General features: G+C 63.2%; 18 protein-coding genes. 14 read left to right on the top strand and 4 right to left on the bottom strand.

All coding sequences use genetic code 11. From position 1 onward, the window contains the following. Positions 1 to 84: 84 nt before the first annotated feature. Positions 85 to 453 (bottom strand): VOC family protein, encoded by a 369-nt coding sequence (locus BN1120_RS04635; protein ID WP_042014946.1) that lies wholly within the window; start codon positions 451 to 453, stop codon positions 85 to 87. 533 nt (positions 454 to 986) lie between these two features. Here BN1120_RS04635 and amt point away from each other — a divergent pair. From amt to BN1120_RS21520, 4 genes are all read left to right on the top strand, one after another. Continuing rightward, on the top strand, positions 987 to 2,414 hold the full coding sequence (amt, locus tag BN1120_RS04630) for an ammonium transporter (protein ID WP_010673021.1): 1,428 nt from the start codon (positions 987 to 989) through the stop codon (positions 2,412 to 2,414). Between the two features lie 230 nt (positions 2,415 to 2,644). After that, entirely contained in the window at positions 2,645 to 3,997 is a 1,353-nt protein-coding gene (gene rlmD / locus BN1120_RS04625; RefSeq protein WP_039039940.1) for a 23S rRNA (uracil(1939)-C(5))-methyltransferase RlmD, read from the top strand. A 187-nt stretch (positions 3,998 to 4,184) separates the two neighbouring features. After that, positions 4,185 to 4,694, top strand: coding sequence for a GNAT family N-acetyltransferase (locus tag BN1120_RS04620; RefSeq protein WP_197713265.1), 510 nt, complete (start codon positions 4,185 to 4,187; stop codon positions 4,692 to 4,694). 81 nt (positions 4,695 to 4,775) lie between these two features. Further along, complete coding sequence (locus BN1120_RS21520) at positions 4,776 to 4,946, top strand: DUF5363 family protein (RefSeq protein WP_167418745.1); 171 nt, start codon at positions 4,776 to 4,778, stop codon at positions 4,944 to 4,946. Here BN1120_RS21520 and tppF read toward each other — a convergent pair. Continuing rightward, positions 4,915 to 5,529, bottom strand: coding sequence for a type IVa pilus pseudopilin TppF (gene tppF, locus BN1120_RS04615; RefSeq protein ID WP_042014943.1), 615 nt, complete (start codon positions 5,527 to 5,529; stop codon positions 4,915 to 4,917). The genes BN1120_RS21520 and tppF overlap by 32 nt on opposite strands. A gap of 40 nt (positions 5,530 to 5,569) precedes the next feature. Here tppF and BN1120_RS04610 point away from each other — a divergent pair, with 40 nt between their 5' ends. From BN1120_RS04610 to BN1120_RS04570, 8 genes are all read left to right on the top strand, one after another. Then, the gene (locus tag BN1120_RS04610; protein ID WP_042014940.1) at positions 5,570 to 6,358 is read left to right on the top strand and encodes a TatD family hydrolase; all 789 of its coding nucleotides are present in this window, start codon (positions 5,570 to 5,572) and stop codon (positions 6,356 to 6,358) included. Between the two features lie 213 nt (positions 6,359 to 6,571). Then, positions 6,572 to 7,846 carry a NupC/NupG family nucleoside CNT transporter gene (locus BN1120_RS04605; RefSeq protein ID WP_010673026.1) on the top strand — a complete coding sequence of 425 codons (1,275 nt, stop codon included), beginning with the start codon at positions 6,572 to 6,574 and terminating at the stop codon, positions 7,844 to 7,846. A 123-nt stretch (positions 7,847 to 7,969) separates the two neighbouring features. After that, entirely contained in the window at positions 7,970 to 8,140 is a 171-nt protein-coding gene (locus tag BN1120_RS04600) for a XapX domain-containing protein (protein ID WP_010673027.1), read from the top strand. A 387-nt stretch (positions 8,141 to 8,527) separates the two neighbouring features. After that, the gene (deoC, locus tag BN1120_RS04590) at positions 8,528 to 9,301 is read left to right on the top strand and encodes a deoxyribose-phosphate aldolase (protein ID WP_039039946.1); all 774 of its coding nucleotides are present in this window, start codon (positions 8,528 to 8,530) and stop codon (positions 9,299 to 9,301) included. 82 nt (positions 9,302 to 9,383) lie between these two features. Then, complete coding sequence (deoA, locus tag BN1120_RS04585; protein WP_042014937.1) at positions 9,384 to 10,715, top strand: thymidine phosphorylase; 1,332 nt, start codon at positions 9,384 to 9,386, stop codon at positions 10,713 to 10,715. 14 nt (positions 10,716 to 10,729) lie between these two features. Next, a complete protein-coding gene (locus BN1120_RS04580; protein ID WP_042014935.1) occupies positions 10,730 to 11,938 on the top strand; it encodes a phosphopentomutase in 1,209 nt (402 codons plus the stop codon). A gap of 133 nt (positions 11,939 to 12,071) precedes the next feature. After that, positions 12,072 to 12,785, top strand: a complete 714-nt coding sequence (deoD, locus tag BN1120_RS04575) for a purine-nucleoside phosphorylase (protein ID WP_039039949.1) — start codon at positions 12,072 to 12,074, stop codon at positions 12,783 to 12,785. A gap of 132 nt (positions 12,786 to 12,917) precedes the next feature. Then, positions 12,918 to 13,703 (top strand): RT0821/Lpp0805 family surface protein, encoded by a 786-nt coding sequence (locus tag BN1120_RS04570; RefSeq protein WP_223956164.1) that lies wholly within the window; start codon positions 12,918 to 12,920, stop codon positions 13,701 to 13,703. A gap of 118 nt (positions 13,704 to 13,821) precedes the next feature. Here BN1120_RS04570 and BN1120_RS04565 read toward each other — a convergent pair whose 3' ends face one another. Together BN1120_RS04565 and BN1120_RS04560 are read right to left on the bottom strand one after the other, a co-directional pair. Further along, positions 13,822 to 16,077: a sensor domain-containing diguanylate cyclase gene (locus tag BN1120_RS04565; protein WP_042014933.1), complete on the bottom strand. Its 2,256-nt coding sequence runs from the start codon at positions 16,075 to 16,077 to the stop codon at positions 13,822 to 13,824. 65 nt (positions 16,078 to 16,142) lie between these two features. After that, on the bottom strand, positions 16,143 to 16,751 hold the full coding sequence (locus BN1120_RS04560; protein WP_010673032.1) for an AhpA/YtjB family protein: 609 nt from the start codon (positions 16,749 to 16,751) through the stop codon (positions 16,143 to 16,145). A 193-nt stretch (positions 16,752 to 16,944) separates the two neighbouring features. Here BN1120_RS04560 and serB point away from each other — a divergent pair, with 193 nt between their 5' ends. Both serB and BN1120_RS04550 read left to right on the top strand, forming a co-directional pair. Beyond that, a complete protein-coding gene (gene serB, locus BN1120_RS04555; RefSeq protein ID WP_042014932.1) occupies positions 16,945 to 17,949 on the top strand; it encodes a phosphoserine phosphatase SerB in 1,005 nt (334 codons plus the stop codon). A gap of 28 nt (positions 17,950 to 17,977) precedes the next feature. Further along, entirely contained in the window at positions 17,978 to 18,883 is a 906-nt protein-coding gene (locus tag BN1120_RS04550) for an alpha/beta fold hydrolase (RefSeq protein ID WP_041214455.1), read from the top strand. The last annotated feature ends 30 nt before the right edge of the window (positions 18,884 to 18,913 follow it).

Genomic DNA, 18,913 nt, shown 5'->3' with positions numbered 1-18,913 from the left:
ACCCTCAGACCCTCAGACCCACAGGCTCTCAGACATTCAGACCCACAGGCTCTCGGGCCATCAGCCTCTCGGACTGCCATCCCCTCAGTCGATATTCTGCGCGATGCGCCACAGCACGCCTGAGGGGTCGTACAGACAGAACTCCTTCATGCGCCACGGCTGGGTGACGAGCTCCGTGACCCTGACGCCATAGCGGCGGGCCAGCTGGCTCGTTGCCACCTGCTCCTGCCAGGCGGCCACGTCCTCCACCAGGAGGTGCATCATGAGCTGCTCGGCCAGCCCCGGGGGGTTGCCATCCTGCAGCAGGAAGCTTGCGTTGCCGAGATGAAAATAGGCCACGCCGTCGCCATCGGAGGCCAGGGTAAAGCCGAGATCCTGATAGAACTGCTTTGACAGTGTGAAATCCCGGGCAGGCACGAAGGCCTTGATTTCGGTCACGTTGAGATTGGGCATGGGCTCCTCGCGGCGCTGGGAACAGGGGATGATGGCTTGCCAGTATGACCGGGCATTTCGGGGCAGACCAGACGAATGGTGCGAGTTTGCACTCTTAAAGTGCTTGTGCCCCTCGGGTGGGGGGATATTGGCCGTCAGCCTCATTTGATTTCACCATGGTATGGCCCATTTCATTTATTTCATAAATACCTTAGCGGGATAGAAAAGCCTGCCAGGGTGACATCACCACGGGTTCGCCCCGTCATTGTGAGGCGGTTGGGTCATCCTGGTGCATTTTCCCGGCAATGCACAGCCAAAGTGCGATTTTCCCCCTGTAACCGGGCATCGTGCGCCAAGATGGTGCGTGTTGAATGTGATAAAAACATAAGGCCATGAAATAAAAGGATTATTTTTCTTGGCCTGCTTTATGCTTTCCCCATGTCATGTCGCCATGATGTCTCCGTGAGCCACACAGGTGCGGTGGGCAGGTGGCCAGGTTGGAAATGCATATCAGGAAATGGACCCGGATGCCGGGACGACAAGGAGAGGGCTGTATGTTCAAGAGACTCGTAATGACTGGCCTGCTGGCGCTGGCCGCCACCATGGCCGCCCCGGGCTGGGCCGAAGAGGTGGCCGCGCAGGCCGATGTGGTACAGGCGGCCGCGACCGTGACCATCAACAAGGGGGACAATACCTGGCTGATGGTGGCGGCGGCCCTGGTGATCCTGATGTCCGTGCCGGGCCTCGCCCTCTTTTACGGCGGCCTGGTGCGCGCCAAGAACATGCTGAGCGTGCTGATGCAGGTGTTCACCCTGTTCTGCCTCATCACCGTCCTCTGGGTGGTCTACGGCTACTCCCTGGCCTTCACCGAGGGCGGCGCCTTCTACGGCTCCTTCGACAAGGTGCTGTTGATGGGGGTGACGCCGGATTCCATCGCCGCCACCTTCAGCAAGGGGGTCGGGATCAGCGAGTTCATCTACGTGGTGTTCCAGGGCGCCTTTGCCGCCATCACCTGCGGGCTCATCGTTGGCGGCTTTGCCGAGCGGATGAAGTTCTCGGCGGTGCTGCTGTTCGCGGTGATCTGGTTCACCTTCGCCTATATCCCGATGGCGCACATGGTGTGGTACTGGGCGGGTCCGGATGCCTACACGGATGCGGCCGCCGCCGAAGCGGCCGGTGCCACCGCAGGCTATCTGTTCCAGCACGGCGCTCTGGACTTCGCCGGCGGCACCGTGGTGCACATCAACGCCGCGGTGGCCGGTCTGGTAGGGGCCTTCATGGTGGGCAAACGGGTTGGCTATGGCCGTGACCCCATGACCCCCCACAGCCTGACCATGACCATGATCGGTGCCGCCCTGCTGTGGTTCGGCTGGTTCGGCTTCAACGCTGGCTCCTCCCTCGAAGCCAACGGCACGGCGGCCCTGGCCTTCGCCAACACCTGGATCGCACCGGCCGCTGCCGCCCTCTCCTGGACCTTCGCCGAGTGGGCGATGAAGGGCCGTCCCTCCCTGCTTGGCGCTGTCTCCGGTGCGGTGGCGGGCCTGGTTGCCATCACCCCTGCCGCCGGTTTCGTCGGTGTGGGGGGCGCCCTCATCATCGGCCTGCTCAGCGGGGTGGCCGGTCTGTGGGGCGTGCACGGTCTCAAGCGTCTGCTGGGGGCCGATGACAGCCTGGACGTGTTCGGCCTGCACGGGGTGTGCGGGATCCTGGGGGCCGTGCTGACCGGGGTGTTCGCCAGCCCGGATCTGGGCGGCACCGGGGTGTGGGACTATGTGACCAACCAGGTGGCCGAGGGATACTCCATCCTGGCCCAGGTCAAGGTACAGGTCATCGGCGTGGGGGTGACCGTGGTCTGGACCGCCCTGGTCTCGGCCGTGGCCTACAAGCTGGTGGACCTGCTGATCGGTCTGCGGGTGAAGGAAGATGCCGAGCGCGAAGGGCTGGACGTGACCAGTCACGGCGAGAAAGCCTACAGCCATTGATCCTGCTGCCATGAATGTCATACCGCCGGCCCCGTCCGGCGGTTTTTTATTGGGGCGGGCTGGCCAGGCTGCCCGGACCGGGCCGCTGGTGGCCGGGGTCGCTATTTGTGTTTGCGGGGTCTTTTATGCCTGCATTTTGGGCGGATCTCCGCTAAACTCTGCCACCCTTTATTCGGGGTCGCCGGGTCTGCCCCGTCGTCACCCTCTCTTTCATGCCTTCGGAGCCGCTCATGCCGTTAGTGGGACACCAACATCAGATCGATATTCTGGAACTGACCGACAAGGGGGATGGCAAGGGTCGCCTGTTCGATCGCCCCCTGTTTGTCGAGGGTCTGCTGCCCGGTGAGCAGGCGCTGGTCGAGTTGACCGAGGTCAAACCGAACTACCTGCACGGCAAGCTGGTCGAGCTGACCCAGCCCTCTGCCGATCGGGTGGCCGATTTTTGCCCCAACACCGAGTGCGGTGGCTGCCAGGTGCGCCCGCTGGCCTATCCGGCCCAGCTTGCCCTCAAGCAGAGCCTGGTGCAGAGCGCACTGGAGCAGGTCGGGCTGGGTGAGGCCGTGGTCAACCCCATCCTCGGCATGGAGACGCCGTTTGCCTACCGCAACAAGGCCCAGTACGCGGTGCGTGGCAGCGAGGCGGGCGCCGAGATCGGTTTTTATCGCAAGCACTCCCACGACCTCATCACCGCCGATGATTGCGCGGTGCAGGACTCGCTGCACGTGGAGCTCAATGCCCGGGTACGCAACTGGATGCGCGAGCACGACATCGCGGCCTATGACGAGGTGGCCCACACCGGCTGCGTGCGCAACCTGATGACCCGCAAGGGCTTCAAGAGCGGCGAGCTGATGGTGGTGCTGGTGACCCTGGGCGAAGCGCTGCCGTTCGAAGCCGAGCTGCTGGCGGCCCTGGCGGATCTGCCGGTCACTACTCTGGTGCAGAACATCAACGAGGCGCGCACCAACCGCATCCTGGGTGACAAGAACCGGGTGCTGCTGGGCAGCGGGGTGATCCGCGACAAGATCCACGAGCTCGAATTCGAGATCTCGCCCCTCTCCTTCTTCCAGAACAACCCGAGCCAGACCGACGTGCTCTACTCCAAGGCGCTGGAGTATTGCGAGCTGACCGGCAGCGAGACGGTGTTCGACATCTATTGCGGCATCGGCACCATCTCCCTGTTCCTGGCAGGCAAGGCCGCCAAGGTGGTGGGGATTGAGTCGGTGGAGAGCGCCATCAGCGACGCCCGTCGCAATGCGGCCCTCAACGGCATCGAGCAGACCGAGTTCCACGTGGGCAAGGCGGAGCAGCTGATGCCTGCCCTGCATGCCGACGGGGTGAGTGCCGACGTGGTGGTGATGGATCCGCCCCGCAAGGGCTGTGACAAGGCGGTATTGCAGACCCTGGTGGCCATGGCGCCGCGTCGTCTGGTCTATGTCTCCTGCAACCCCCAGACCCTGGCCCGGGATCTCGCCTGGCTGGTCAAGCAGGGCTTCGTGCTGGACGAGGTGCAGCCGGTGGACATGTTCCCGCACTCCATGCACGTGGAAGCCGTTGCTCGCCTGAGCCTGCCAGCCAAGGCCTGATCGTCGCTCGGGATCTTCCCCTCGCACGATGCAGGTGGAAGCGGTCGCCTGCCTGAGCCTGCCAGCGAAAGCCTGATCGGGCCGAGGGCGTGGCGTTAGCCAGATGGCTCTGATAAAAACGACTCCTGAGGGAGTCGTTTTTTTATGGTCGTGGTCGGCAGAACCACCAGGCAGGGAGAACAGGCTGATGATTCGTATGGCAGGGGTGGAGGATGCGGCGGTGCTGGACCGCTTCTTCGGGCAACTGGACAGGGAGACCCGCTTCATGCTGTATGAAGCGGGAGAGCGCCCCTCGGACATAGCGGGGCAGCGCAGGCGGCTCGAGGCCATGGCCGCGTCCCCCAACCAGGCCATGTGGCTGCTGGATCTGGCGGGGGAGGTGCAAGGGTTTGCCGCGCTCCTTGGTGGCGGCCTGGCACGCAACCGCCACTGCGCCCTGGTGGTGATGGGGCTGCGTTCGGGGGCGCGCGGGCAGGGATGGGGTGAACGGTTGCTGCGTACCCTGATCGCGGCCGCGAGGGATCTCGGTATCCACCGGCTGGAGCTGGGAGTGATGGCCCACAACGAGGTGGCCCACGCCTTGTATCGCAAGTGCGGGTTCGTGGAGGAAGGGGTGAGACGGCAGGCCTATCGGCTGGACGAGGGCTATGTGGACGAGATTTCCATGGGGCTGCTGCTGCCGCTGGACAGGCCATGACGCCGCTGGCCCCGAGATGCTGGTCTGGGGAGTTGGATTGGGGCAGGCTTGTGGGGAAACCATCGAGACAAGGAGGCGCCCATGAAGGGGATATTGCTGCGTTGGCTGGCTCGCTACGATGCCTGGTGCCAGGAGTGGGGACTCACACCGGAGAACCGGCGCTGCTGCGCGCCGGTACGCCATGATGAAGACGAGAAGCGCCCGGAGAAGGGCGACGACCTCACTGGAACTGGCGAGTCACGGCGCCAGTGACGCTGTTGTAGTCGAACGAGAGCCCGTCGGGGTATGCCGGGAAGCGGCCCACGGAGCTGCGCAGGGTATAGCGGCAGTTGTCGTGACGAAGGGCGCCGTCAGCCTGAGCGTCTGCCGGGATGAGCCGGGAGATGTAGTCACTGTCTGAATCCTGGTGCAACTCATCGGCCACCGTCAGATCGGTATCGAGCAGGGCGCCAAACAGGCTCTCGCAGTCGTCCCGGCTGCTGACGGAGATCTGATCGCTGTCGCCACCGGGGAAGACGGTATCGGGCCCCTGACCTCCCTGGTCCTCCTTGGTGCCCACCGGCCAGCCATGGCTGTTGATGTCGAGATCCTGCCTGCCCATGCCGCTAAAGTTGTAGAGTGCCAGGGGCTCCCCCTTCACCTTGACCGCCCAGCCGGCGTGGGCGAGCCGGGCGGCACTGGCAAAGCTGCCCGCCGTGGACGAGACGCTGCTCTTGAGCCCGTCGTCCTGGATGTTGATGAAGCGGGGCAGGGCGGTCACGGCCAGGATCCCCAGCACGATGATGACCAGCACCAGTTCTATCAGGGTAAAGCCTCGGGAAACGTGTGTTGGCATGGAATGAACCCATTGAGTACGACAGACAGGTAAGCGCGACATGGAATTGATAGACACCCACTGCCACCTCGATTTTCCGGTCTTTGACGCCGATAGGGAGGCGCTGCTGACCCGGTGGCGCCAGCTGGGGGTGGGCGAGTATATCATCCCCGCCGTGGGAGAGGAAAACTGGGGGCGGGTGATGGCGCTGGCCGAGCGCCACGACGACATCCGCTATGGCCTGGGGATCCATCCCTGGTATGTGGGCAAGCAGCCCCGGGATGCACTGACCCGGCTGGAGACCCTGCTGGCGAGTCGGCCCCGTGGGCTGGTGGCCGTGGGGGAGTGCGGGCTGGATCTGCGCTCCCATGTGCCGCAGGAGGGGCAGGTCGAGATGTTCGAGGCGCAGGTGCGGCTGGCCATGGCGCATGCGCTGCCCCTCATCGTCCACTCGGTGCGTGCCAACGACACGGTCGCCAAGATCCTGCGGCGCTTCACTCCGCCACAAGGGGGGGTCATTCATGCCTTCAGCGGCTCCCTGCATCAGGCGGAGGTGTTCTGGCAACTGGGTTTCAGGCTGGGGATCGGGGGGGTCATCAGCTATGAGCGGGCCAACAAGACCCGGGAGGCGATACGCCAGATGCCGCTGGAGGCCTTGCTGCTGGAAACCGACGCTCCCGACATGCCGCTGCAAGGCCAGCAGGGGGAGGTGAACACGCCGGCCAGCCTGCCGACCATAGCCCGCTTGTTGGCACAATTGCGGCAGCAACCGCTGGAGGATGTTATTTCGGTGTTACATGACTCCACCCGGCGGCTGTTCCCCCCAGGAAATCATGAAATTAACATTTGATTATCAAATGATGACCGAGTGATAAAAAACAGGGCCCATAAAAATCGTTTGCGGTCTAATTAAACGATGTTCAGGCCGTTTGTGGCTTATAAAATGTGACCAGTATTCTATTTTGTCGCACCGTAATTAGTATAATGCGCACCCTTGATTAGCGGCTTCAATACACAAATCGTTAACAAGCTGGCAGGTGCTACTAAAGAGGAAGTGTTAATAATGAATCTGATAATGGGTCTGGTAGGGATGGCGACGCTCATCCTTATTGCGGTGCTGTTCTCCAGCAACCGCAAGGCAATCAAAATTCGTACCGTAGGTGGCGCCTTTGCCATCCAGGCCGGTCTGGGGGCCTTCGTGCTCTACGTGCCGGTCGGTCGTGACATCCTGGTGGGCGTGTCCGACGCCGTCTCCAGCGTCATCGGTTATGGCCAGAACGGCATCGAATTCCTGTTCGGTGGTTTGGTTGGCAACAAGATGTTCGAAGTGTTCGGTGGCGGTGGCTTCGTCTTCGCCTTCCGCGTCCTGCCCGTCATCATCTTCTTCTCTTCCCTGATCGCGGTACTCTACTACCTCGGCATCATGCAGTGGGTGATCAAGCTGCTGGGCGGCGGTCTGCAGAAGGTGCTGGGCACCTCCCGTACCGAATCCCTCTCCGCCACTGCCAACATCTTCGTCGGTCAGACCGAAGCCCCGCTGGTGGTACGTCCCTTCATCTCCAAGATGACCGACTCCGAGCTGTTTGCCGTCATGTGTGGTGGTCTGGCTTCCGTTGCCGGCTCCGTGCTGGCCGGTTACGCCTCCATGGGCGTCAAGATGGAATACCTGATCGCAGCCTCCTTCATGGCTGCCCCGGGTGGTCTGCTGTTCGCCAAGCTGCTGGTACCGGAAACCGAGACCCCGAGCTACGACGAGAACACCGCAGAAGGTGAGCTGGACGACAAACCTGCCAACGTGATCGACGCCGCTGCCGCCGGTGCCTCCGCCGGTCTGCAACTGGCCCTGAACGTGGGTGCCATGCTGCTGGCCTTCATCGGCCTCATCGCCATGATCAACGGCATCTTCTCCGGTGTGGGCGGCTGGTTCGGTTACCCGCAACTCTCCCTGGAGCTGCTGCTGGGCTGGCTGTTCTCCCCGCTGGCCTTCCTGATCGGCGTGCCCTGGAGCGAAGCGGTCGTGGCCGGTTCCTTCATCGGTCAGAAGCTGGTGGTCAACGAGTTCGTGGCTTACCTGAACTTTGCCCCCTACCTGAAGGATGAAGTGCTGATCAACGGTGTGGCCATGTCCGAGCACACCAAGGCGATCATCTCCTTCGCCCTGTGCGGCTTCGCCAACCTGTCCTCCGTCGCCATCCTGCTGGGTGGTCTGGGCTCCATGGCACCAAACCGTCGCGGCACCATCGCCAAGTTCGGTCTGAAGGCCGTGCTGGCAGGTTCCCTGTCCAACCTGATGTCTGCGACCATCGCAGGCTTCTTCCTGGCGCTGTCCGGCATGTAACATCGCCTGACTGACAGGATAAAGACGAACGCCACAGCGATTTGCTGTGGCGTTCTCGTTTGGGGTGGTGACAACCGTTTTCCTGTCAAGACTAATAATAAAGTGAGTCAAATCGGAGGTTCTATGAATGAAGTGCTACTGGCTATGGCGGCCGGCTTTATCGTTGGGGTGTTGTTTTCTTTCCTCAAGTTGCCGATACCGGCGCCGCCCGTCCTCTCCGGCGTCATGGGGATCGTGGGGGTCTATCTGGGGGGCATTGCCTACTCTTGGATCCTGACCCGCTTCTTCTCTTAAGCGCCTTCCAGCGCTGGATTTGCCGGGTGTGAGGTACCTCTGAAATTGGCAAATCCGGCTTGCAAACACGGGGTATCTCGGCTGAAATAGGCGATGCCAGCAGGGTGCTGGCATTGACTAATGCCCGGTGAATCCGGGTGTTGGCGGTCAAATGGAATTGATTGGGAAGTCGGGTCTGCGTAGTCGGCCTTTCTCAAGTCTTCATGGAACCAAGTCCGCACTTTTGTAAGAAAGTGACAGGGCTCTTGCCTTATTTGCAGCCGTATTGCCTGTGCATTTGCGCTGCAATTCCATATCCCGTTGCTCCGGGAACGTCTCTGCCGACCCTTGGTGTTCGGTGAAGCCGATCGCGGGTGATGGGGCTTAACAAGACTTTGGAGACATAGCATGACTGATCTGAAAGTGGCCGCCCAACGCGCCCTGAACCTGATGGACCTGACCACCCTGAACGATGACGACACCGATCAGAAGGTGATCGACCTGTGCCACAAGGCCAAGTCTCCGGCTGGCCTGACCGCCGCCGTCTGCATCTACCCCCGTTTCATTCCCATCGCGCGCAAGACCCTGCGTGACATCGGCGCTGCCGACGTGCGCATCGCGACCGTGACCAACTTCCCCCACGGCAACGACGACATCGAGATCGCCGTGGCCGAGACCCGCGCCGCCGTGGCCTACGGTGCCGACGAGGTGGACGTGGTCTTCCCGTACCGCGCCTTCATGGCCGGCAATGAACAGGTCGGCTTCGATCTGGTCAAAGCATGTAAGGAAGCCTGCGGCGCCAAGGTACTGCTGAAAGTGATCATCGAGACCGGCGAGTTGAAGGAAGAGGCGCTGATCCGTCGCGCCTCCGAGATCTCCATCGACGCCGGTGCCGATTTCATCAAGACCTCCACCGGCAAGGTGCCGGTGAACGCGACCCCTGAAGCGGCCCGTATCATGATGGAAGTGATCAAGGCCAAGAACCCGAAAGTGGGCTTCAAGCCGGCCGGTGGCGTGAAAGACGCCGCCGTGGCGGGTCAGTACCTGGCCATGGCCGAAGAGATCCTGGGCAAGGACTGGGTATCCGCCCGCACCTTCCGCTTCGGCGCCTCCAGCCTGCTGGCCAGCCTGCTGGCGACCCTGGGGCATGGCGACAAGCCTGCCAATACCAGCGGTTACTAAGCGGCGGCAGGGGGCGGTGCGCCGCCCCCTTTCGGATCTGGTTCGGTCTGTGTTCGTGCACTGTGCACGGAGGGAATGAAAGATGTTTTTGCCTCAAGAAATTATTCGCAAGAAGCGCAACGGTGAAGCGCTCAGTACCCAAGAGATTCAATTCTTCGTTCAGGGCATTACCAACAACACCATCGGCGAGGGGCAGATAGCGGCCCTGGCCATGGCGGTCTACTTCAAGGACATGACCATGGATGAGCGGGTCGCCCTGACCTGCGCTATGCGCGACTCCGGCATGGTGCTGACCTGGGATCACCTCAACCTGGGCGGCCCCATCGTCGACAAGCACTCCACCGGCGGTGTGGGTGACGTCGTCTCCCTGATGCTGGGCCCGATGGTCGCTGCGTGCGGCGGTTTCGTGCCCATGATTTCCGGCCGTGGTCTCGGCCACACCGGCGGTACCCTCGACAAGCTGGATGCCATCCCCGGCTACCAGACCTCGGTCGACAACGACCGCTTCCTGAAAGTGGTGAAAGAGGCGGGTGTCGCCATCATCGGCCAGACCGGCGATCTCGCCCCGGCGGACAAGCGTATCTACGCGGTACGGGATATCACCGCCACCGTCGAGTCCATTGCCATGATCACCGGCTCCATCCTCTCCAAGAAGCTTGCCTCCGGGCTGGAAGCGCTGGTGATGGACGTGAAGGTGGGCTCCGGCGCCTTCATGCCGACCTTTGAAGCCTCTGAAGAGCTTGCCAGGAGCATCGTCGCCGTGGCCAACGGTGCCGGCTGCCGCACCTCTGCACTCCTGACCGACATGAACCAGGTGCTGGCCTCCAGCGCCGGCAACGCCGTGGAAGTGCGCGAAGCGGTGCGCTACCTGACCGGTGAGTATCGCAACCCGCGCATCCACGAAGTGACCATTGCCCTGTGTGCCGAGATGCTGATCTCCGCCGGTCTTGCCAGCGATGATGGCGATGCCCGCACCAAGCTGCAGGCGGTGCTCGACAACGGCAAGGCAGCCGAGATCTTCGGGCGCATGGTGACCGGCCTCGGCGGTCCCGCCGACTTCATGGAGCGCTACGACGCCTACCTGCCCAAAGCCGCCATCGTGCGCCCCGTCTACGCGGCCCACAGCGGATTCGTCACCGCCATGGACACCCGTGAACTGGGTCTGGCGGTGGTCGCCATGGGGGGCGGTCGCCGCGCCGCCGCCGACAAACTCGATTATGCCGTCGGTCTGACCGACTTTATCCGCCTGGGTCAGAGCGTCGATGCTGACAAGCCGCTCGCCCTGATCCACGCTCAGACAGAAGCTCAATTTGCCGAGGCTGCCCGCATGGTGCAGGCTGCCGTGAAGATCGGCGACACCCGACCAGAGGCGCTGCCCGAGGTTTACCGTCGCATCGGTCTGGCTGATTTGTAACAAGGGGAAGTCCCATGAAACGTACCTTTATTCTGATGATGGACTCTTTCGGTATTGGTGCTGCCGCCGATGCCGACAAGTTCGGCGACGTGGGTGCCAATACCCTTGGCCATATCGCCAAGGCGTGCGCCGCCGGTGAGATCGAGGGCCGTGGCGCTCTCAACCTGCCAAACCTCAGCAAGCTGGGTCTGGGCCACGCGGGCGAACTCGCCAGCGGCACCTTCCCGGACGGACTGAACAAGGACATCGAAGTGGTCGGCGCCTACGGCTTTGCCCAGGAGCTCTCCTCCGGCAAGGACACCCCGTCCGGTCACTGGGAGATTGCCGGCGTGCCCGTCTTGTTCGAGTGGGGTTACTTCCATGACCACCACAACAGCTTCCCGCAGGAGCTGCTGGATGCCATCGTCGAGAAGGCCGGTCTGCCCGGGTATCTGGGCAACTGCCACGCCTCCGGTACCCAGGTGCTGGACGATCTGGGCGAAGAGCACATGCGCACCGGCAAGCCGATCCTCTACACCTCTGCCGACTCCGTGTTCCAGATTGCCTGCCACGAAGAGACCTATGGCCTCGAGAAGCTCTATGAGCTGTGCCACATCGTGCGCGAGCTGCTGGAGCCCTACAACATCGGCCGCGTCATCGCGCGTCCGTTCGTGGGCAGCGGCAAGGGCAACTTCAAGCGCACCGGCAACCGCCACGACTACTCCGTGCTGCCGCCGGCGCCGACCGTGCTGGACTACATGAAGGAAGCGGGTGGCCAGGTGGTCTCCATCGGCAAGATCGCCGACATCTATGCCCAGCAGGGCATCACCAAGCAGGTGAAGGGGACCGGTCTGACCGAGCTGTGGGACAGGACTCTGGAAGAGGTGAAAGCGGCCGGTGACCAGACCATCGTCTTCACCAACTTCGTGGACTTTGACTCCTCCTACGGTCACCGCCGTGATGTCAAGGGCTACGCCGATGCGCTGGAGTACTTCGACTCCCGCCTGCCGGAGCTGTTCGACCTGCTGCAGGATGGCGACGTGGTGGTGCTGACCGCCGACCACGGCTGTGACCCGACCTGGAGTGGTACCGACCACACCCGCGAATACATTCCGGTACTGTTCTACGGCAAGCCGGTCAAGGCGGGCTCCGTCGGTCGTCGCGAGACCTTCGCCGACATCGGCCAGAGCATCGCGGCCTACCACGGCCTGCCCAAGCTGCAATACGGTACCAGCTTCCTGTGATGGTGACCCCGGGCCGGTTCGCCTGCCCGGGGTGCCACAGGGCCCCGGTTTCCTGTAATGTACCGCCGCCGCGCAGGCAGCGGACAATCCATAAAGACAATAAAACTCAACCTAGTGTGAAGGAATAAAGAGAATGGCAACTCCTCATATCAATGCGAAAGATGGCGCCTTTGCTGATACCGTGCTGATGCCGGGCGACCCCCTGCGTGCTAAGTACATCGCCGAAACCTTCCTGGAGAACGTCGAGCAGGTGTGCGACGTGCGCAACATGTTCGGTTTCACCGGCACCTACAAGGGTCGTCGCATCTCCGTCATGGGCCACGGCATGGGCATCCCGTCCTGCTCCATCTACGCAAAAGAGCTGATCACCGACTACGGCGTGAAGACCCTGATCCGCGTGGGCTCCTGCGGTGCCGTGCGTGAAGACGTGAAACTGCGTGACGTGGTGATCGGCATGGGTGCCTGCACTGACTCCAAAGTGAACCGTCTGCGCTTCAAGGACCACGACTTCGCCGCCATCGCCGACTTCGACCTGGTGGCCAATGCCGTTCAGGCCGCCAAGAACAAGGGCGTGGCCGTGCGCGTGGGCAACATCTTCTCCGCCGATCTGTTCTACACCCCGGACCCCTCCATGTTCGACGTCATGGAAAAATACGGCATCCTGGGTGTCGAGATGGAGGCCGCCGGTATCTATGGCGTGGCCGCCGAGTACGGTGCCAAGGCGCTGACTATCTGCACCGTCTCCGACCATATCCGTACTGGTGAGCAGACCACCTCCGAAGAGCGTCAGCTGACCTTCAACGACATGATCGAAATCGCGCTGGACTCCGTCCTGCTGGGTGACTGATCCCAGGCTTCGGCTCCACGCAGAAACGGCGACCCAGGGGTCGCCGTTTTTTTATGCCTCATCGGGATGGAAAACTCAGCTGGCGAGTTGCGCTGTCTATACTTTCGGGCAACTCCTCATGAGGCTAACACCATGAAACGAATATATATCCTGCCTCCGATGCTGCTTGCCATGATGTTGATAGTCCCGACGCTCTGGCAGGAGGCGCTGGCGCTGGAGGGCAGGGGCCAGCACATGCCCCAGCACAGGTCGGCGCCGCAGCGGGTATCCCAGCCCCACGCGGTGCAGCACAGGGCCGTGCCCCGTCAGGCCAATCGGGAGTCGGTAAAATTCAACGAGGGGTGGGGCAATGTGAGGGCGCGGGACAAGGCGACCCGGCCGGTTCATGTCAACCAGCGTCAGATACAGGATCGCCATGTCGAGGGCAACCATCAGCTGGACAACCGCCACATCGACAATAGTCGTGACATCAGGGGCAACAACCTGGTCATCGACAATCACCACAACAATATCGTCGTGCCACCGAATCGGCGCCGTGTCTATCACGACGTGGTGGTGGTTCGTCCCTATGGCCACTGGTATGGGGGCTATGGCAGTTATTACGACGACAACGATGCCTGGAAGTGGCTGGCCTTCACCGCCATTACCCTGAAGATCCTCGACAACATCAATGAGGAGCAGCAGCGGGAGCACGAGGCGGCCCAGGTCAAGGCGACCACGGCCCCCCTGAACGATCCCGTCACCTGGAGTAATGGCGACGCCTCCGGCTCGGTGACTGCGGTGCGGGAAGGGACCAGCAGCAGTGGCCGCTACTGCCGCGAATTCCAGCAGACCATCACGGTGGGGGGCAAGAAGGAGGATGCCTTCGGTACCGCTTGCCAGAAGCCTGACGGCTCCTGGGAGATCGTTTCGGATTGAAAGCCAGCAGGTGAGAGGGGCGTTGACTCCCGATCTGCCACGCTGCGGGGAACTGGGAGTGGGTCAAGAAACGGGGAGGCATGAGGCTTCCCCGTTGCTTTGGGGGGCTGACAGCCCCTTATGCCGTGCTGAGATCGAGGGCGAAGCGCCCCTTGCCCGACTGCTTGGCCCGGTACATGGCGGCATCGGCCCGGTGCAGCAGATCGTCGATGTGACAATACTGGCCCGAGTGGCAGAGGGCGCCTCCTATGCTGCCGGCAAGGGGCAGCCGGTGACCGGCCACGTCCCCAGGAACCGCCATGGCCGCCAGCAGCCGCTCGCACAGGGCGGGCAGCTCCAGTTCCGGCTGGCGCAGGGCGGGCAGTATGATGGTGAACTCGTCGCCGGCCAGGCGCGCCACCATGTCCCCCGGGCGCACCTCGGCACTCAGCACCTGGGCGAAGCGTTGCAACAGGGCATCGCCGACGTGGTGTCCCAGCCTGTCGTTGATCCCCTTGAAGCCGTCGAGATCGAGGAACAGCAGGCCCAGGGGTTCGGCATTCTGGCGCACCCGCTCCAGCTCCCGGGAGAGGCGCAGGGTGAAGGCGCGCCGGTTGGGCAGGCCGGTGAGGGGGTCGTGAGCCGCCTCGTGTTCCAGCTGGCTTTGCAGCGCCTTGAACTCGGTGATGTCGCTGCCGAGGATGTAGACCCCGGGCTCGTCGCCCCGGCTCGGGATCATGGTGATCCTGAGGTCGCGTCGGCCTATGGGGAGATCGAAACGGTGCTCGAAACTCACCTGCTCACCGGCGAGGGCCTTTGCCACATAGGCCATGGCCCTGCCGTGGGCCTCCTCGCCGATGACGTCCCGCACGCTCATTTCCCGCATCTGTTCGGTATCGAGCCCGAAGTAGCGGCAATAGGCCTGGTTGGCGAACAGGTAACGCCCCTCGGGCGACACCATGCTGATGGTGACCGGCAGGCCATCGGTGATGGCCCGCAGTCGGGCACGGCCACGCTCGATCTCCGCGAGCACCTGGTGGCGGGCCGTGATGTCGTGCAAAAACAGGGCGATGCGCACCTTGCCGTCGAACTGGTAACGCTCGGCAATCACCTCGACCGGGATGTGCCGGCCTGTGCGGGTGATGATGTCGCACTCCAGCCGCCGTGGCGGACTCTGCGGGTTGCCTGACAGGCTCAGCAGGGGATGCTCGGCGCCGAGCAGCCCGAAGAGGGGACGGCCCAGCATCTCGTCGGCGTGCCAGCCGAGCAGGGTGGTGGAGGCCGGGTTCCAGCCTGTGATGATGAAATCGGCATCGAGCTCGAGGAAGGCATTGCTGGTGTGCTCCAGCATGTGCTGCAAGCGGCGCTGCTCCTGCCACAGCTGCTGCTGCATGGCGCCGCGCTCGCGCATCTCCTGATGCAGCTGTTCCACCGTGCGGGAGAGCTCACTGGTCCGTGACTGCACCTGCTGCTCGAGCCCTTGCTGCAGCCGCACGAGTTCGGCTTCGGCCTGTTTGCGCTCGGTGAGGTCGGCGAACACGGCGATCATGTGGGGGGCCATGGTGCGGCTCTGGCAGAGGGTCACGCTGAGCTGGACCCAGCACTGGGTGCCATCGGCCCGGATCATCCGCTTCTCCAGCCGGTAATCCTGCCGTTGCCCCGCGATCAGGGCATCGAACAGGGGCTGCTCCCGCTGCAGATCTTCGGGATGGGTCATGGCGAGCCAGGTCCGGCTCAGCATCTCGTGCTCGCTGTAACCGAGCAGCCGCTCCAGCCCCGGGTTGGCTCTCAGCCATTTCCCCTCAAGGGAGGAGAGGGCCATGCCCACCGACGACTGGTTGAAGGTGAGGGTGAAGAGATGCTCCTTGTCTTCCAGCACCTGGTTGAGGGTACGCACCTGGTGGCGCCGCTCCAGGTCGTGCAGGGTGTTCTCCACCAGGCGGCCGAAGTCGTCGAGATCCCGGCAGGCATCTTCGTCGAGATGGCGCGGCACATGGTCCACCAGGCAGAGGGTGCCGAGCACCACGCCATCCAGCGCCCGCAGGGGCCGACCGGCGTAGAAGACCACGCCGGGATCATCGGTCACCAGCGGATTGTCGGCAAAGCGGAGATCCCGTCTGGCATCCGGTACCTGCATGATCTCGGGACGCAAAATGGCATGACCGCAGAAGGAGTGCTCCCGGTTGATCTCGCACATATCGACCCCGGTGCGGGCGAGAAACCACTGCCTGTTCACGTCGGTCAGGGAGACCATGGCGATGGGGAGTGCGAAATGGCGGGTGATGAGCCGGGTGAGGCGATCAAGCTGATCGATGGGCTCGTGGTCGAGCAGGCCAAGGATGCGCAGTCGTTCCAGTCGACTGTGTTCATCCCGAGGCAAGGGGGGGGCAATCATGTGGCTCTCCTGCCAGTGATCTTGCCAGTGTTATATACAAGCCGGAGGATGGGATCCACTCCCGCTTATTGCGGAGCGGCGGGTTTGCTCTGTTTCTTGTGCTTGCGCACCCGCATGTAGTTGCGACGCACCCCGTAGGAGATGAGCAGGCCGGCCAGCAGCATCACCAGCAGCATCAGGCGCTGTTTCTCCTGGTTGACCTTGAGATGGGTATCCTGTGCGGCCAGCAGTTTCTGCTCTTCCAGGGTGATCCTCAGATAGCCCAGGGTCAGGTTTCCGTCCTGGATCTCCTGGACGAACTGGATGCGCCCCTTGCCCTGCTCCGGCAGGGATTTGTTGTCGCTGCCGATGGGCAGCAGACTGTCCAGCGGCAGGGCGTTGTCCGACTGGGCGAGGGGAATACCGCGGGCGTCATAGAGGGTGACGTCCAGAATGTCAGGCTCGGCGGCCAGATCCTGCGCCAGTCTCTCCAGTTCGCTCTCCTTGTCCTCCTTGATCCAGCGGCGCATGTCCCGGGCGGCATAGGCGACCAGCGCCTGTGCCCTGTCCCGTGCCGCCGCGTGCAGGGCGGCCTGGCTCTCTCCCTGCATGTGGATGAGCAGCACCAGCACCCAGAGACCGAGCAGGACTCCCGCCGCCAGGCTGACAACACGTTTGATGGGAAGATGACGCACAGAACCGGGCCTCTGGTAATGGATGAGCGGGGCTGGCTGGTGCCCCGGTGCCGCGAAGCGGGAAACAGGGTGGTCTGTTTCCATGTCTGCCCGCACCGCAGGCGGGATCTTGGCGCTTGCCTGTACAAAAAGCAATACGCTACTCTGGGCCCGCATGATGAACCCCATGATTTCCAAGGAAGGCGTCTCTCTTATGTTGTTGTCCCAACTTCCCCGCTCCCTGCACGACTGGTCCGGGGCCCTGAGCTGTGCCCCCTGCTGGCAGCTCACCAACGAAGCCCTGCTGCCCGCGGCCAACGCCCACGACAGCGCCTGGATTGTCCTGTTTGGCAAGGGGCTGGAGGCCGGTCATCTGGCCCGCCTGGCCCAGCAGCTGGATGCCCTGGGGCTCGAGGCCAGCCTCTATCCCGCAGGGGAGCAGGCAGGTATTCCACTGCTGCTGCTTGGCACCAACCACTTCTCCCCCGAGCTGGTGCAGGCGCTCAAAGCCCAGGAGTGGGACATCGACCTGTGTCATCTGGCCGCCCTGCCTACCCTGAGTGAGCCCGGTCTGCTGGTGATGGACATGGATTCCACCGCGATCAGGATAGAGTGCATCGACGAAATCGCGCGGCTGGCCGGGGTCGGTGAGCAGGTGGCGGCCGTTACCGCGGCAGCCATGCAGGGCAAGCTGGAGTTTGCCGACAGTCTGCGTGCCCGGGTGGCGCTGCTGGAAGGGGCGCCGGTCACCATCCTCGACGAGGTGGCGGCCGACATGCCCTGGATGCCGGGCCTGCCACTCATGGTCGATACCCTCAAGCAGGCTGGCTGGAAGGTGGCGATCGCCTCCGGTGGCTTCACCCGCTTTGCCGGCGAGTTGCAGCGTGCTCTGGGTCTGGATGCCATTTTCGCCAACGAGCTGGCGGTGGAAGGGGGCCTGCTGACCGGCAAGGTGAGCGGCCCCATCGTCGATGCCGCCGCCAAGGCCGAGGCGCTGCAACAGCTGGCCTCGGAGTACGGGGTGGTTGCATCCCAGACGGTCGCGGTCGGCGATGGTGCCAACGATCTCAAGATGATGGGGGTGGCGGGGCTTGGTATTGCCATTCATGCCAAACCCCTGGTTCGTGCCCAGGCGGCGGCGACCCTCAATCACCACGATCTGGAAGGGGTGCTCTGCCTGCTCGGCGCCCTGGCTTGTCGCGACCGACGCTGGTGCTGATCCCGCTCAAGGAGGAGCCGATCACGAGATGGAACTGTTACAGCAATCCCTGTTTGTCCCCTGCGGTGAGCATCGACTCCATGTGCGCCATATCCAGCCCGGTGTCGCGGTGCATGCCGACCCCATCCTGATGGTGCACGGGGCCATCGAGAACGGCCGCATCTTCTACACCGAATCGGGCAAGGGGCTGGCCTGCTTTCTGGCTCGCCACGGGTATCAGGTCTATGTGGCGGATCTGCGTGGTCGGGGTCTGAGCACACCGACCATCGCCGAGCGGGCCGGCCACGGCCAGCATGAGCTGATCACCGAGGATCTTCCCGCCCTGCAGCGCTGGGTATCGGCCCGCCATGCCGGTGCCCGGGTGCACTGGATGGCCCACTCCTGGGGCGGCGTCATCATGGCCTCGACCCTGGTGCGCTTCCCCGAGCTGGCGGAGCAGGTTGCCAGCCTGGTGTTCTTCGGCACCAAGCGGGGGGTCTCGGTGCAGAACCCGGAGCGCTGGTTGAAGGTGGATCTGATCTGGAACCGGCTCGCCCCCTGGCTGGCGCGCCGCCGGGGGTTTCTGGCCGCCCGCCGGTTGAAGATAGGGGCCGATGATGAGCCCCTGCGCTACCTGCAGGAGACCATCCCCTGGGTCAAGTGCGGGCCCTGGCAGGATCCCTTTGACGGTTTCGCCTATGACGAGGCGGCGAGCCGGGTCAACTGGCCCCCGCTCTGGATGATCTCCGCCAAGGCGGACAAGGTTCTTGGCCACCCCGTCGACGTGCGCCGCTTCAGCGACGAGATGGGCTCGGCCGCCCGCCACACCCGCCTTGGGCGGGACAACGGCAACCGCCTCGATTACGACCACATCAACATGTTGACGGCGCCCCAGGCACAGGAGGATCACTTCCCCGACATCCTCGCCTGGCTGCGCAACCCCCAGGCTGCCTGATAGACAAAAAACGGGCGCTTGCGTGCCCGT

This window comes from Aeromonas caviae, from assembly GCF_000819785.1.
Lineage (GTDB): Bacteria > Pseudomonadota > Gammaproteobacteria > Enterobacterales > Aeromonadaceae > Aeromonas > Aeromonas caviae.
Note: the sequence above shows the minus strand (reverse complement) of the source record. Positions and strands in the feature narration are given on the sequence as shown.

Excerpts from the sequence above, each read along its gene's own strand:
- BN1120_RS04635 (WP_042014946.1), bottom strand. The coding sequence starts at position 453 with ATGCCCAATCTCAACGTGACCGAAATCAAGGCCTTCGTGCCTGCCCGG.
- amt (WP_010673021.1), top strand. The coding sequence starts at position 987 with ATGTTCAAGAGACTCGTAATGACTGGCCTGCTGGCGCTGGCCGCCACC.
- rlmD (WP_039039940.1), top strand. The coding sequence starts at position 2,645 with ATGCCGTTAGTGGGACACCAACATCAGATCGATATTCTGGAACTGACC.
- BN1120_RS04620 (WP_197713265.1), top strand. The coding sequence starts at position 4,185 with ATGATTCGTATGGCAGGGGTGGAGGATGCGGCGGTGCTGGACCGCTTC.
- BN1120_RS21520 (WP_167418745.1), top strand. The coding sequence starts at position 4,776 with ATGAAGGGGATATTGCTGCGTTGGCTGGCTCGCTACGATGCCTGGTGC.
- tppF (WP_042014943.1), bottom strand. The coding sequence starts at position 5,529 with ATGCCAACACACGTTTCCCGAGGCTTTACCCTGATAGAACTGGTGCTG.
- BN1120_RS04610 (WP_042014940.1), top strand. The coding sequence starts at position 5,570 with ATGGAATTGATAGACACCCACTGCCACCTCGATTTTCCGGTCTTTGAC.
- BN1120_RS04605 (WP_010673026.1), top strand. The coding sequence starts at position 6,572 with ATGAATCTGATAATGGGTCTGGTAGGGATGGCGACGCTCATCCTTATT.
- BN1120_RS04600 (WP_010673027.1), top strand. The coding sequence starts at position 7,970 with ATGAATGAAGTGCTACTGGCTATGGCGGCCGGCTTTATCGTTGGGGTG.
- deoC (WP_039039946.1), top strand. The coding sequence starts at position 8,528 with ATGACTGATCTGAAAGTGGCCGCCCAACGCGCCCTGAACCTGATGGAC.
- deoA (WP_042014937.1), top strand. The coding sequence starts at position 9,384 with ATGTTTTTGCCTCAAGAAATTATTCGCAAGAAGCGCAACGGTGAAGCG.
- BN1120_RS04580 (WP_042014935.1), top strand. The coding sequence starts at position 10,730 with ATGAAACGTACCTTTATTCTGATGATGGACTCTTTCGGTATTGGTGCT.
- deoD (WP_039039949.1), top strand. The coding sequence starts at position 12,072 with ATGGCAACTCCTCATATCAATGCGAAAGATGGCGCCTTTGCTGATACC.
- BN1120_RS04570 (WP_223956164.1), top strand. The coding sequence starts at position 12,918 with ATGAAACGAATATATATCCTGCCTCCGATGCTGCTTGCCATGATGTTG.
- BN1120_RS04565 (WP_042014933.1), bottom strand. The coding sequence starts at position 16,077 with ATGATTGCCCCCCCCTTGCCTCGGGATGAACACAGTCGACTGGAACGA.
- serB (WP_042014932.1), top strand. The coding sequence starts at position 16,945 with ATGTTGTTGTCCCAACTTCCCCGCTCCCTGCACGACTGGTCCGGGGCC.
- BN1120_RS04550 (WP_041214455.1), top strand. The coding sequence starts at position 17,978 with ATGGAACTGTTACAGCAATCCCTGTTTGTCCCCTGCGGTGAGCATCGA.